Origin of the sequence: Azospirillum sp. CT11-132, assembly GCF_047302835.1 — a bacterium.
Taxonomy (GTDB): Bacteria; Pseudomonadota; Alphaproteobacteria; order Azospirillales; family Azospirillaceae; genus Azospirillum.
On record NZ_JBGLZA010000001.1, the window covers coordinates 85,463 to 97,839 of the forward strand.

Annotated in this window: 12 protein-coding genes; 7 read left to right on the plus strand and 5 right to left on the minus strand. The window is 69.4% G+C overall.

Annotation, left to right across the window (positions count from 1 at the left end; genetic code table 11):
- Positions 1–316 precede the first annotated feature (316 nt).
- From ACCD06_RS00425 to ACCD06_RS00450, 6 genes are read left to right on the plus strand one after another with little or no spacing between them, the layout of a single operon-like run.
- Positions 317–622, plus strand: a complete 306-nt coding sequence (locus tag ACCD06_RS00425; protein WP_282183564.1) for an acyl carrier protein — start codon at positions 317–319, stop codon at positions 620–622.
- A complete protein-coding gene (locus ACCD06_RS00430; RefSeq protein WP_413337952.1) occupies positions 619–1,839 on the plus strand; it encodes an acyl-CoA dehydrogenase family protein in 1,221 nt (406 codons plus the stop codon). The genes ACCD06_RS00425 and ACCD06_RS00430 overlap by 4 nt, the downstream gene beginning before the upstream one ends.
- Positions 1,836–2,762 (plus strand): amino acid--[acyl-carrier-protein] ligase, encoded by a 927-nt coding sequence (locus ACCD06_RS00435; RefSeq protein WP_413337954.1) that lies wholly within the window; start codon positions 1,836–1,838, stop codon positions 2,760–2,762. Before ACCD06_RS00430 ends, ACCD06_RS00435 begins: the two co-directional genes overlap by 4 nt.
- 8 nt (positions 2,763–2,770) lie before the next feature.
- The gene (locus ACCD06_RS00440) at positions 2,771–3,727 is read left to right on the plus strand and encodes a DUF1839 family protein (RefSeq protein ID WP_413337956.1); all 957 of its coding nucleotides are present in this window, start codon (positions 2,771–2,773) and stop codon (positions 3,725–3,727) included.
- 6 nt (positions 3,728–3,733) lie between these two features.
- A complete protein-coding gene (locus tag ACCD06_RS00445; RefSeq protein ID WP_413337958.1) occupies positions 3,734–6,238 on the plus strand; it encodes a glycosyl hydrolase 2 galactose-binding domain-containing protein in 2,505 nt (834 codons plus the stop codon).
- A complete protein-coding gene (locus ACCD06_RS00450) occupies positions 6,235–8,028 on the plus strand; it encodes an alpha/beta fold hydrolase (RefSeq protein WP_136702251.1) in 1,794 nt (597 codons plus the stop codon). Before ACCD06_RS00445 ends, ACCD06_RS00450 begins: the two co-directional genes overlap by 4 nt.
- Positions 8,029–8,047: 19 nt before the next feature.
- On the opposite strand, the gene ACCD06_RS00455 is transcribed toward ACCD06_RS00450, so the two are convergent.
- From ACCD06_RS00455 to ACCD06_RS00470, 4 genes are all read right to left on the minus strand, one after another.
- Entirely contained in the window at positions 8,048–8,485 is a 438-nt protein-coding gene (locus ACCD06_RS00455; protein ID WP_413337960.1) for a growth inhibitor PemK, read from the minus strand.
- A gap of 5 nt (positions 8,486–8,490) precedes the next feature.
- Positions 8,491–8,760 carry a type II toxin-antitoxin system Phd/YefM family antitoxin gene (locus ACCD06_RS00460; RefSeq protein WP_413337962.1) on the minus strand — a complete coding sequence of 90 codons (270 nt, stop codon included), beginning with the start codon at positions 8,758–8,760 and terminating at the stop codon, positions 8,491–8,493.
- 67 nt (positions 8,761–8,827) lie between these two features.
- Positions 8,828–10,066: an ArgE/DapE family deacylase gene (locus tag ACCD06_RS00465; protein ID WP_413337964.1), complete on the minus strand. Its 1,239-nt coding sequence runs from the start codon at positions 10,064–10,066 to the stop codon at positions 8,828–8,830.
- Between the two features lie 13 nt (positions 10,067–10,079).
- The gene (locus tag ACCD06_RS00470) at positions 10,080–11,333 is read right to left on the minus strand and encodes an allantoate amidohydrolase (protein ID WP_413337966.1); all 1,254 of its coding nucleotides are present in this window, start codon (positions 11,331–11,333) and stop codon (positions 10,080–10,082) included.
- 457 nt (positions 11,334–11,790) lie between these two features.
- On the opposite strand from ACCD06_RS00470, the gene ACCD06_RS00475 reads away from it, so the two are divergent.
- Positions 11,791–11,967, plus strand: coding sequence for a hypothetical protein (locus ACCD06_RS00475; protein WP_247871127.1), 177 nt, complete (start codon positions 11,791–11,793; stop codon positions 11,965–11,967).
- Between the two features lie 44 nt (positions 11,968–12,011).
- Here ACCD06_RS00475 and ACCD06_RS00480 read toward each other — a convergent pair whose 3' ends face one another.
- Positions 12,012–12,221 (minus strand): hypothetical protein, encoded by a 210-nt coding sequence (locus ACCD06_RS00480; protein WP_109073591.1) that lies wholly within the window; start codon positions 12,219–12,221, stop codon positions 12,012–12,014.
- Positions 12,222–12,377 lie beyond the last annotated feature (156 nt).

Consider the following 12,377-nt stretch of genomic DNA (forward strand, 5'->3'; position numbering starts at 1 on the left):
CCCATCGTCGGTGTGAAAATTTCTCCGATTGGAAAGTCCGTTACCCGCTTCCGAACTGCCAAGCCCAGGCCTATGCGCGTGGATCATGGCCATAGCGGGCAGCACGAAAGGCATCCCGGCCATCGACCGACCTTATCCGTGTGCTTACCCCCACCGGCGAAAAACCGATCACTTGGATAGCGGGACGGCCATACCGATGCCGAGTGGAAGCACCGGGGTGGCGTGGCTAGCTTGGGATCAGCACGTTACCCAAGGGATTTCGAGAATGCCGCAGGATGCCAGCCACCCTTTCGCCAGTTCGTCCTTTGAGGGCTCCATGACCGTTGGGACCACCGGGCTTCCCCCTTCAGCAGCCGGTGGTTCCGACGACGGGATGGTCGCCGGCATCCGCTCCGTCCTCGCGGAGTGCGGCGGGCTGGCGGTGGATGCCGGCACGCTCGCCATCGACGACGACCTCTATTCCGCCGGCCTCACCTCGCACGGCTGCGTCGGCCTGATGCTGGGGCTGGAGGAGCAGTTCGACGTCGAGTTTCCGGAAAAGCTGCTGAACCGCCGCACCTTCGAGAGCATCGCCGCGATCCGCGACGCGGTGCGCGGTCTGGTCGACGGGGGCGAGGCGTGAACGCCGCCCCGGCCGCCCTGGCCGAGCTGGCGCCAGCTACCGCTCAGGTCGCCCCCGCTCCGGTCAATGTCGCGGCCCGTGCGCGCGCCGTCGGTGCCGAGATCGCCGCGCGCCATGCCGATGCCGTCGACCGCGACGGCCGCTTCCCCACCGAGGCCTTCGACGCCCTGCGCGAGCAAGGGCTGCTGGGCGTCATGGTCCCGGCGGACCTCGGCGGCGCCGCCGCCTCGCTGTTCGACGTGGCGGCCGCCTGCCATGCGCTGGCCCGCGGCTGCGCCGCCACCGGCATGATCTATGCCATGCACCAGATCCAGGTCGCCTGTCTGGTCAATCACGGCACCAACGATTGGCACCGCGACCTGATGGCGCGCATCGCCGCCGAACAGCTTCTGCTCGGCTCCGCCACGACGGAGAAGGAGACCGGCGGCGACATCCGCAACAGCGTCTGCGCCGTTCAGGCTGAAGGCGAACGCTTCACCCTGGCGAAGAACGCCTCGGTCATCTCCTACGGCGACCAGTCCGACGTGATCCTGGTCACCGCCCGGCGCAACCCGGACGCACCGTCGTCGGATCAGGCGCTGGTGGTGGTGACCAAGGACGATTACCGGCTGGAGAAGACCTCGCTGTGGGATGCCATGGGCATGCGCGGCACCTGCTCCGACGGCTACCGGCTGGAGGCGGCGGGCGTCGTCGACCAGATCCTGCCCTTGCCCTATGCCGACCTGTCGGCCCAGACCATGCTGCCGGTCACCCACATCCTGTGGAGCAGCACCTGGCTCGGCATCGCCGCCGACGCGGTCAGCCGCGCCCGCGCCTTCGTCCGCTCCGAAGCCAAGCGCAAGCCCGGCACCACCCCGGCATCGGCCGTGCGGCTGGCCGAGGCGACGGCCAAGCTGCAGCAGATGAAGGCCGTCATCCTCGCCGCGATCCGCCAGTACGAGATGGCCTGCGGCTCGCCGGAGCAGCTGACCAGCCTGTCCTTCGCCACGGCGATGAGCACGCTGAAGGTCACCACGTCCGAGCTGGTTCGCGAGGTGGTGGAGGCGGCGATCCGCACCTGCGGGCTGGCCGGCTACCGCAACGACACCCCCTACAGCCTGGGTCGCCACCTGCGCGACGCCCATTCCGCCGCGCTCATGATCGGCAACGACCGCATCATGTCGCATGTCGCCACTCAGCTTCTCGTCCAGCGGGACGGTTTGGGGCCCTTCGAATGAACATGGTCGACATCACCGCGGCCCAGGCCGCCTACCGCGACGGGTTGGTCGAAGCCGGGCTGCTGATCCCCACCGGCGTGGACGGCCTCTATGGCCGCAGCGGCGTCTTCGAGGATGTGGTGGAGCGTTTCGACGCCCTGGTCACCCGCTGGGGCGGCCAGGACGGGGCGGAGGTCATGCGCTTCCCGCCGGCCCTGAACCGCCAATATTTCGAGGAAAGCGAGTATCTGAAGAGCTTTCCCCATCTTGCCGGCACCATCCACGCCTTCGGCGGCGACGAGAAGGCGCACCGCACCCTGCTGCGCCGGCTGGAGGAGGGGCAGGACTGGACCGAGGATCAGGTCGTGACCGACGTGGTGATGACGCCGGCCGCCTGCTACCCGGTCTATCCCACCATCGCCCAACGTGGCGCGCTGCCCGGTGACGGCAAGCTGATCGACGTCTTCTCCTACTGCTTCCGGCGCGAGCCGTCGATCGACCCCGCCCGCATGCAGCTTTTCCGCATGCGCGAATACATCCGCATCGGCACCCCCGATCAGGTCGTGGAGTTCCGCGAGCTGTGGCTGGAGCGCGGGCGCGAGATGATGGGATCGCTGGAGGTGCCGCTGGATGTCGATGTCGCCAACGACCCCTTTTTCGGCCGGGCCGGCGCCATGCTGTCGAACAGCCAGCGCGAGCAGAAGCTGAAGTTCGAGCTGCTGATCCCGATCACCAGCCGGGAGAAGCCGACCGCCTGCCTCAGCTTCAACTATCACCAGGACCATTTCGGCCATCTGTGGGACATCCACACCGCCGACGGCGGCGTCGCCCACACCGCCTGCGTCGGCTTCGGCATGGAGCGCGTGGCGCTGGCGCTGTTCCGCCATCACGGCTTCGACACCGCGCAGTGGCCGGCCTCGGTCCGCAAGGTCCTGTGGGGGTGACGGGCAGCATGTGGACTCCGCACCGGCCCGACGGCTACGACCGCCATCCCCTGCACCAGGGCGATCAGGGGGAACGGATCTGGCCGGAGACCAACTGCTACGTCGATCTGTGGATCGAGGCGCTGCACGCCCGCGGCCTGGAACCGCGGGCGATGCTGGGCTTCACCGTCACCCAGGATTTCGAAGGCGACCAGTTCACCTTCTTCAAGGTGCCGCTGGAGGATCTGGAGACTCTGTACGGCCTGCGCGTGCAGGAGCTGGCGATCTACGACAGCGTCGAAGCCCATGTGGCGGAACAGTTGAAGCGCAGTCGTGATGGCGGTCTGGTGCTGGTGGAGGTCGACGGCTTCCATCTGCCGGACACCCGCGGCACCTCCTACGGCACCACCCATGTGAAGACGACGGTCGGCATCGTCCGCATTGATCCGGGCGCCCGGACGATGGATTACTTCCACAATGCCGGCTTCTACCGGCTGGAGGGCGCCGATTACGAGGGGGTCGCCGCCGCGGCGGCCGGTCCGCTCTTCCCCTATGTCGAGTTCGTAAAGCCGGGCACGCCGGCGCTGGAGGGTGGGGCGCTCGTCACCGCCTCGCTCGACCTGTTGCGCCGCCACCTCGCCCGCCGTCCGGCCGGCAATCCGGTGACGGCCTACCGTACCGCCTTTCCGGAACATCTCGACCGGCTGCTGAGCCGGCCGATGGAGTATTTCCACCTCTACGCCTTCAACCTGCTGCGCCAGCTCGGCGCCAATTTCGAGCTGCTGGGCGCCCATGTCCGCTGGCTCGACGGTCCGGCCGACGCGGTGGAGGCCTGCCGGTCCATCGCCGAGGGCGCCAAGGCGATGCAGTTCCAGCTGGCCCGCACCGTGGCCCGGCGCAAGGCGCCCGACCTGACCGACAGCTTCGACCGGCTGGAACGGGGGTACGACACCGTCATGGGCAGTCTGGCCCGCCGATACGGGTGAGCGGCGATGGCCCGTATCCGATCCGTCACCGGACAAAGGCGGACCCTTCTGGACCAGGGATGGACGCTGACCGTCTCGGCGCCCGGCGGATCGGATGACGGGTTGGAGGGCATCCCGGCCCCGGTGCCGGGCACCGCCGCCGAGGCGCTCCAGACCGCCGGCCTGTGGTCGGGCGATGATCCCGCTCCGCTCCATGACAAGGATGTCGTCTACCGCACCCGCATCAATGGCCATGGCCCCCATACCCTGCGCTTCCAAGGCCTCGCCACCATCGCCGAGGTCCGGCTGGACGGCGAGCGCATCCTGACCTCTGACAGCATGTATCTGGCCCATGAGGTGCCGGTGACGCTGAATGGCGAGGCGGAGCTGTCGATCCGCTTCCACGCCCTGCATCCTGTGCTGGCGGCCAAGAAGGGCCGCGCCCGCTGGCGCCCGAAACTCGCCGAGCCGGCGGGCTTGCGCTTCGTCCGCACCACGCTCTTGGGCCATATGCCCGGCTGGTGCCCGCCGATCCACGCCGTTGGTCCCTTCCGCCCGGTGGAGCTGGTGGAGGAGACCGGTCCTTGCCGTGTGCTCTCCGCCGACCTGCGCAGCGGCTATGACGGGCGGGACGGCCATCTGTCGCTGCGCCTGACGTTGGAGGGGGCGGCGCCCGGCGCCACCGGATCGGTGCAGGTCGCCGGCTGGACGGCGCCGCTGGTCTTCGACGGCGTCGATGGGGTCACCGCCGACCTGACCCTGCCGGGCGTCGAGCCCTGGTGGCCGCACACCCATGGCGAGCCGGTCCTGCACGGCGTCACCGCCCGCATCGGCTCCGTCAAAATCGATCTCGGCCGCGTCGGCTTCCGCTCGCTGGAGGTCGACCATGGCCCGGACGGCACCGGCTTCACCCTGCTGGTGAACGGCGTCCGCGTGTTCTGCCGCGGCGGCTGCTGGGTGCCGGTCGATCTGGTCGGGCTGTCGTCCGACCGCGCGGCCTACGAACCCGAACTGCGGCGGATGAGGGAGGCCGGCGCCAACATGGTCCGCGTCGGCGGCACCATGCTGTATGAGGGCGACGCCTTCTTCGAGCTGTGCGACGAGCTGGGCATCCTGGTCTGGCAGGACGCCATGTTTTCCAACTTCGACTACCCCACCGATCCGGTCTTCCTCGACAGCGTGCGGGAGGAGATCGCGCAGCTGCTCGACCGCACCCAGGCGTCGCCCTCGCTGGCGGTGCTGTGCGGCGGCAGCGAGATGGAGCAGCAGGCGGCCATGCTCGGCCTGCCCCGCGCCTCCTGGAGCCAGCCGGCCCTGACCGCGGTGATCGCGGAGGAAGCGGCGGCCCGGCGGCCCGACCTGATCCGGGTCGCCAACTCCCCCAGCGGTGGGGCGCTGCCCTTCATCGCCAATGCCGGGGTGACCCATTATTACGGCGTCGGCGCCTACATGAAGCCGCTGGAGGATGCCCGGCGTGCCGGCGTGCGTTTCGCCAGCGAATGCCTCGCCTTCGCCAATCTGCCGGAGGACGATCCGCTGGGCGTCCCGGCGCTCCATCATCCCCGCTGGAAGGAGAGGGTGCCGCGCGACCCCGGCGCTTCCTGGGACTTCGAGGATGTGCGGGAGCATTATCTGGAAACGCTCTACGCCGTCGATCCGCGCCGCCTGCGCTACGAGGACCCCGACCGCTACCGCCGCCTGTCGCGCGCCGTGACCGGGGAGGTGATGCAGGCGGTGTTCGACGAGTGGCGGCGCCCCGGTTCGACCTGCGCCGGCGGGTTGGTCTGGCAGTGGCGCGATCCCTGGCCCAGCGGCGGTTGGGGCGGCGGTTGGGGCGCAGGCTGGGGTGTCGTCGCCGCCGACGGCACGCCGAAACCGGCCTGGCACGCGCTGAAGCGCGCCTTCCGCCCGCTGCGGGTGATCCTGACCGACGAGGGCGTCAACGGGCTGGCGGTGCATCTGGTCAACGACACCGCCCAACCGGTGGAGGCGTTGCTGCGGCTCACCGCATGGCGGGACGGGGCGGTTCCGGTGCTGAAGGCGGAGCGGCCGGTGACGCTGCCGGCGAGGGATGCCATATCACTGCCCGCCGCCGAATTGTCCGACCGCTTTTTTGACACGACCTACAGCTACAGGTTTGGGCCTATCCCACACGATGTGGTGACGGCGCAATTGCTGTCGGCCGAAAGGGAAGCGGAACCAATTGACGAGTCTCATTATTTCCCCAAGGGGCGCTCGCTGCCACGGTCCGATCTCGGTTTGACCGCGGTGGTGGAGGGCCAGGAAGGGGACTGGGCGTTGCGGCTCGCCACGGCGCGGTTCGCCTGTTCGGTGCATGTGGAGGACGAGCGGTTCCAGGCGGAAGACGCCTGGTTCCATCTTCCGCCCGGCGTCGAGCGGGTCGTCCGCCTGCGGCCGCGGGCAGGTCCGGGGGTTACGGACGGGACGGCATCGGCCGGACGATTGGTGCCGAACGGCGAGGTCCATGCGCTGAACGCGCTGGCGCCCGTCCGCTACAGGGGGAACGCATGAAGCCGACACCGGTGGTGTTCGATGGTTGTTTCGGATGGCTGCATCCGGCGCAGGGCCTGCGCGGGGTGGTCCTGTGCGGTGCCTACGGCTATGAAGAGCTGTGCGCGCACCGCGCCTGGAGAAGCTTCGCCGAAGGGCTGGCCGCGGCCGGGTTGCCGACATTGCGTTTCGATTATCCCGGATCCGGCGATTCGGCCGGGGAAGACAGCGACCCCGACCGGGTGCGCGCCTGGGTGGACGGCGTCAAGGCGGCGGTCCGCCGCCTGCGCGAGGACACCGGCGTCACCGAACTGACCCTGGTCGGCTACCGCATGGGCTCGCTGCTCGCCACGGCGGCGGCGCAGGAACTGGCGGAAGAGGGGCAGGGCGTCGATACGCTGGCTCTGGTGTCGCCGATCACCTCGGGCCGCAAGGCGCTGCGTGAACTGCAGACCCTGGCGGCCATCGTGCTGCGTCCGGTCTGCAATCCGGAGCCCCCGGAACGCGCCTCCTGGCTGAACGTGATCGGCATGCCGGTGACGCCCGAAACGGCGCTGGCGCTGGGTGCCCTCAACCCGTTCGACCGGCCGGCGCTGCCCGCCCCGCGCATCCTGATCGCCGACCGTCCGGAGGGGAAGACGCCGGTGAAGCTCGCCACCCGTTGGCGCGCCATGGGGGCGGTGGCGGAGCCGATGGGCGTCAGCGGCGTGATGGAACTGGTCCAGCAGCCCCAGGGCGCCCAGGCCGCCGCGGTGCTGGACCCGGTCCTGCGCTGGATCGCCGCCGGCCCGATAGCCAGCGGCGCCACCCCGCCGCCGGACCGCCCGGCCGGCCTGATGATGCCGACCGCGGTCGAACGTCCGGTCTTCTTCGGGTCGGCGCCGGAGCTGTTCGGCATCTATTGCACCCCGGTCCTGGCCGATCCCGCCGGCAACCGGCCCGCCATCCTGTTCCTGAACAGCGGCGCCACCCACCATGTCGGCTCCGGCCGCGCCACCGTGGTCCAGGCGCGGCGGCTGGCGGCGCGCGGCTATGCTTCGCTCAGGATCGACGCGGCCGGCATCGGCGACAGCCCCGACCGGCCCGGCTTCCCGGACAATCTGCTCTACAACAAGGAGGTGATCACCGACGTCCGCGCCGCGCTGAACTGGCTGGAGGGGCAGGGGCACGAGCGCGTCGTCGTCATCGGCCTGTGCGCCGGCGGCACGCCGGCCCTGCATGCCGGCCTGGGTGACGACCGCGTGGTCGGGCAGATCGTGCTGAATCCCGGCCGGTTCGAGCTGGGCGGCGGCATCGCCGTCATGGATCTGATGCGGTCGGTGGCCTTCCGCTCCACCAAGGAATATCTGCTGGAGGCGCTGAAGCCGGCCCGGCTGCGCGCCAGCATCCGCAAGCCCGCCCGCACGATCGGGCTGGCCAAGCGTCTGACCGGCCGCTTCGTCCGCAAGCTGCTTCTCCGCACCGGCCTGACCCGCCACGCCCTGCGCATGTTCCGCCGCCTGTCGGCGGAAGGCCGGCGGGTGCTGGTGGTCTACAGCAGCGGCGACATGACGCTGGCCGAATTCTACCTGCATCTCGGCGAAGGCGGTCGCGCCCTGGACGGCCTGCCCGGCATCGAGGTGGTCTATCTCGACCGCTCCGACCACAGCCTGACGGTGTGGGAAGCGCGCGACCGTTTGGACCGCCTGATCGACCGCCATCTGACCTGCCTGGAAACCGCCGCCCACTCAGATCCCGCCGCCTGCGGCCTCGCCGGCTGGAGCCTTGGCCTGCCATCGGGGGGCCTGCCGTCCGGCGAGCGGGTGGGGTAGGGGCGGGGTTAAAATACCGCTAGTCCGTCCGGCGCACGGCCCCAGCACGGCGCGCCTTGACGAGTGCGATGAATTTCTGGCGGAGATCGTTGAAGAAGCGGGCGGGCAGCAAGCCATAGGCGACGCTGCCTGCATCGTCCGGACGCGCCGGGCGTAGATCCGGACCGGGCCACACGAACCGGTTCGCTTCCGTCAGCACCACCCAGGATCGTTCGGTGTCGAGGCCGAGCCGGACTTTCGTCGCAGCAGGGATTTCAACAGCTGAAGCCAAGTCCGCTGGCGGGGAATGCGTGATTGGCAGGACCGTCACGCAAAGATCGCCCTCTTCCGTCATGATCGTCAGGACGACGGCGCAGGGGCGATCCTTGACCCCTTCCTCCTGTCCGCGCAGATGCTCCGCCCGCCAGAGATAGCTGTAGCGGATGACGAGACCGGGGACAGGGTTTGGGAACGGCACGGCTTTTACGATATCGGGGGAAGCTCGTCGTCGAAGGCGCCTGCGTCGGCCGGAGGGTGGGCGGATTCAAGCGCAGCAATGTCGGCTTCGGTGAAGTCCTCCGGCCCCATGACACGTCGTTCCCGCCGCTTCAAGCGACGGTACTCTTCGGTCGAGATCAGCACCGTGCTTTGCCGCCCATCACGTGTGACGGTGACAGGCTGGCTCAAAGCAATGTCCTGGTATCGGCTGATGTCGCGTTGGAACTCGGCGTCCGACACCCTGATGACGGCCATGGCACTTACCCTCTGCAGACCTCAAAAAGTTAGAGGTGCTGCGTGAGTTTGTCCAGTTCGCCTCCGCCTACCCCAGCAGCTCCGCCAGCGACCGCGCCACCACCTGGGTCGCCCGGCGCAGGTCCTCCAGCACCAGCTTCTCGTCGGCGCGGTGGCCGTTGGCCTCCAGCAGGTCGCGCGGGCCGGCGCCGTAGAGGATGGTGGGGATGCCGGCTTCCGAATAATGGCGGGCGTCGGTGTAGAGCGGAATGCCGTTCTGGCCGACCGGCACGCCCAGCACCTCCTGCGCGTGCGCCGCGAACAGCGCGGCCAGCCGCGGCGCGTCGCCGACCGAGCGGAAGGGGCGGGCCAGCAGGATGCGGCGGATGGTGACGCGGATGCCCTCCCGGCCGGCGGCGGCGCGCTCGATCAGGCTGCGCAGCTCGGCCTCCACCTCCGCCGGATTCTCCTCTGGGATCATGCGGCGGTCGAGGCGGAAAGTGACGCGGTCGGGCACCACGTTGGTGTTGATGCCGCCCTGGATCAGCCCGACGGTCAGCGACGGGCAGGTGATGCCGGTGACGGCGGAGCGCCGCGTCGCCAGCTCCGGCCGGTGGGCGTAGAGCGCGGTCAGGATGCCGGTCGCCGCCTCCAGCGCGTCATGGCCGGTGTCGGGGCGGGCGGCATGGGCGGACTTGCCGTCGACCTGCACCTCCAGATGCAGGCAGCCATTGTGCCCGGTCACCACCGAATAGGCGAAGCTGGCCGACACCGCATAGTCCGGCTTGGAAATCCCCTGGTCGAGCAGCCATTTCGGCCCGATCTCGCCGCCTGCCTCCTCGTCATAGGTCAGATGCAGCTCGACCGTGCCCTTCAGCGGCGTGTTCGAGGCCATCAGTGCCTGCAGCGCGAAGGCGTAGGTGGCGAAGTCCGACTTCGACACCGCCACGCCGCGGCCATACATCACGCCGTCGCGGATCTCGGCGCCATACGGATCGCTCGACCAGCCCTCACCCGGCGGCACCACGTCGCCATGGGCGTTCAGCGCCACGGTCGGCCCATCGCCGAAGCGATGGCGGATCACCAGATTGGTGGCGCTGATCATGCCGTTGGCCCGCACCAGCTCGGCCGGCACCGGGTGGCGTTCCACCGTGAAGCCCATCGCCTCCAGCAGGTCTGCGGCGCGGACGGCATGGGGGGCGCAGTCGCCGGGGGGATTGTCGGACGGCACCTTCACCAGCTCCGCCAGGAAACGGACCTCGTCGTCGAAGCGGGCATTGACCGCCTCATCCAGAGTGGCGGCGAGGGAGGGGGACAGGTCGGTCATGGCAGGCGGTCCGTCACGGGATGGAGGGGGAGGTTGCGGGCTGGAAATGGTCGACGAAGCGGGCGAGCACGCGGACGCCGGCCTCGGCATCGGCGGCGGTGATGCGTTCGGCCGGGTTGTGCGATATGCCGCGTTCGCAGCGCACGAACAGCATGGCGATGTCGGTCAGCGCGGCCATCGCCATGGCATCGTGGCCGGCGCCGCTCGGCAGCTCCGGCGCGTCCACTCCTTCGGCTGCGGCCGCGTCGGCGAACTGCGCCATCAGCGCAGGGTGACAGGCCACCGCCGGGCTTTCATGCAGCGTCTCGAAGCCGATGGCGACGCCGCGCGCATCGGCGATGGCCTCCAACCGGGCGCGGACGGCGCCGACCCGCTCCAGCCGCAGTCCATCGCGGTCGGCGCGCAGGTCGATGGTGAAGCGGACCTTGCCGGGAATGACGTTGGTGGCGCCGGGCGACGCCTCGATCCGGCCGACGGTGCCGACCAGCCGCTCCTGCCCGGAGCAGAGCTGCTCCACCGCCAGGATCATCTCGGCGGAGGCGGCCAGCGCGTCGCGCCGCAGGGTCATCGGCACGGTGCCGGCATGGCCGGCCATCCCCTCCACCGTCACCGCCAGCCGGGTGGCGCCGGCGATGGCGGTGACGATTCCGACCGGCCGGCCCAGCGCCTCCAGCACCGGCCCCTGCTCGATGTGCAGTTCGACATAGGCCAGCACGGCGTGCGCCTCGTAGGCGGCGCTCGCCCAGGCGGCGGGGTCGAGCCCGAAGGCGGCCATGGCGTCGGCCAGCCGCGTGCCGGCCGCATCGCGCGCGCCCAGCACCGCCGGGTCGAAGGTGCCGGCGATGGCGCGGCTGCCGATCAGGGTCGACTGGAACCGCGTGCCCTCCTCGTCGCCGAAGCCGATCACCTCGACGGCGAAGGGCAGGCGCCGGCGGCGGGCGTTCAGGTCGGCGACCACGGCGATGCCGCTCAGCACGCCCAGCATGCCGTCATAGCGCCCGGCATCGCGCACGGTGTCGAGATGGGAGCCGATCAGCAGGGCCGGCAGTCCCGGCTGATCGCCCTCATAGCGGCCGATGACGTTGCCGACCGCATCCTCGCGCACGCTCATCCCCGCCTCGCGCATCCAACCGGCGACGAGGTCGTTGGCGCGGCGGTGTTCCGGCGTCAGGTAGAGGCGCGACAGCCGGTCATCCTCGGCGCTGACCGCCGCCAGCGCGTCGATGCGGTCGAGAAGGGCCGGTCCAGAGAGCGGGGATTCGGGCATCGGCGGGTCCGGACTGCGCTGGGGAAACGGGACGATGCCCCCGGTTATACGCCGAAGCCACCGCTCCGCCCTAGCCCCCGGCCGGTGAAGACAGTTTCAAAGAATCCCGGAAAGGGGGGCATCCGGCGCCTTCCGATCATGCCGCAGCGCAAAAAGACAGGAGAAAGATCGTTGGGGGTGCCGAATATTGCCTACCACCCTCTGGAAGGCCGGTGGCAGACTTCATAAATGAAGCGGAACAAAATCTGCCGATATCCCTGTGATTTTGCTGCGAGTGCGAAAGAAACTGCTGAGGGGAGGTGCGTCCATGACGTCGTTCGATCCCGATATGCCTTTCGAAAACACAACGCCGATTGGTCGCCCAATCGACCGATCTCTGGCTGGCCGAAAAGGTGGCGGCCTTTGGTTCAACGACCGGACCGAACTGGCCCAAGCCCGCACGCTGGCGGGATGGATCATGATTCTGGCGGAAGACCGCGGGCTGGACGACCGCCAGCTGGCCGTCGCCACCGGACTCGACCTTGAGGATGTGCGGGCGGTGCGGGAGGGGGCCGTGGCGATGCTGCCGCCCCGGCTGCTGAACGGCGCGCTGGCAAGGCTGGAGGGCCGGAACGACGAAGGGCGGCTGCAATAGCTGCAAGCCGCCCTTCCGAACGCTGAAAAAGCCGAGACGTCGCGTCAGGCGACGGCCAGCACGTCCACATACATGTTGGCCGGGGCCGACAGGTGGATGCGGTACAGCATGCCGGACTGGTCGACGATGATGTCGGCGACCGGGTTCTTGGTCGACAGGTCGGTCACCGCGGCGCGAACGTTGCGCGGCAGTTGGTCCAGCGCGACGTCGCGGTAGCCGGACTTGTCGGAAAGCTTGATGGTCTTGTTGCCCATGATGGCAGCTGCTCTGTTCCAGAAGGCTTGAGAGGGGATACTCGATTGGCCGCGGGACAATGGTCCCAGCCGGTTAACCAACGGTTAAGTATCCCCTCCGGTCTCACGGCCCTCCGCGCAGGGCAGCAGCGCTTCCGGTGCAGGAGGGGCGGGCGC

Coding starts and splice junctions, on each gene's coding strand:
- ACCD06_RS00425 (WP_282183564.1), top strand. CDS start 317: ATGACCGTTGGGACCACCGGGCTTCCCCCTTCAGCAGCCGGTGGTTCC.
- ACCD06_RS00435 (WP_413337954.1), top strand. CDS start 1,836: ATGAACATGGTCGACATCACCGCGGCCCAGGCCGCCTACCGCGACGGG.
- ACCD06_RS00440 (WP_413337956.1), top strand. CDS start 2,771: ATGTGGACTCCGCACCGGCCCGACGGCTACGACCGCCATCCCCTGCAC.
- ACCD06_RS00445 (WP_413337958.1), top strand. CDS start 3,734: ATGGCCCGTATCCGATCCGTCACCGGACAAAGGCGGACCCTTCTGGAC.
- ACCD06_RS00450 (WP_136702251.1), top strand. CDS start 6,235: ATGAAGCCGACACCGGTGGTGTTCGATGGTTGTTTCGGATGGCTGCAT.
- ACCD06_RS00460 (WP_413337962.1), bottom strand. CDS start 8,760: ATGGCCGTCATCAGGGTGTCGGACGCCGAGTTCCAACGCGACATCAGC.
- ACCD06_RS00465 (WP_413337964.1), bottom strand. CDS start 10,066: ATGACCGACCTGTCCCCCTCCCTCGCCGCCACTCTGGATGAGGCGGTC.
- ACCD06_RS00470 (WP_413337966.1), bottom strand. CDS start 11,333: ATGCCCGAATCCCCGCTCTCTGGACCGGCCCTTCTCGACCGCATCGAC.
- ACCD06_RS00475 (WP_247871127.1), top strand. CDS start 11,791: ATGATTCTGGCGGAAGACCGCGGGCTGGACGACCGCCAGCTGGCCGTC.
- ACCD06_RS00480 (WP_109073591.1), bottom strand. CDS start 12,221: ATGGGCAACAAGACCATCAAGCTTTCCGACAAGTCCGGCTACCGCGAC.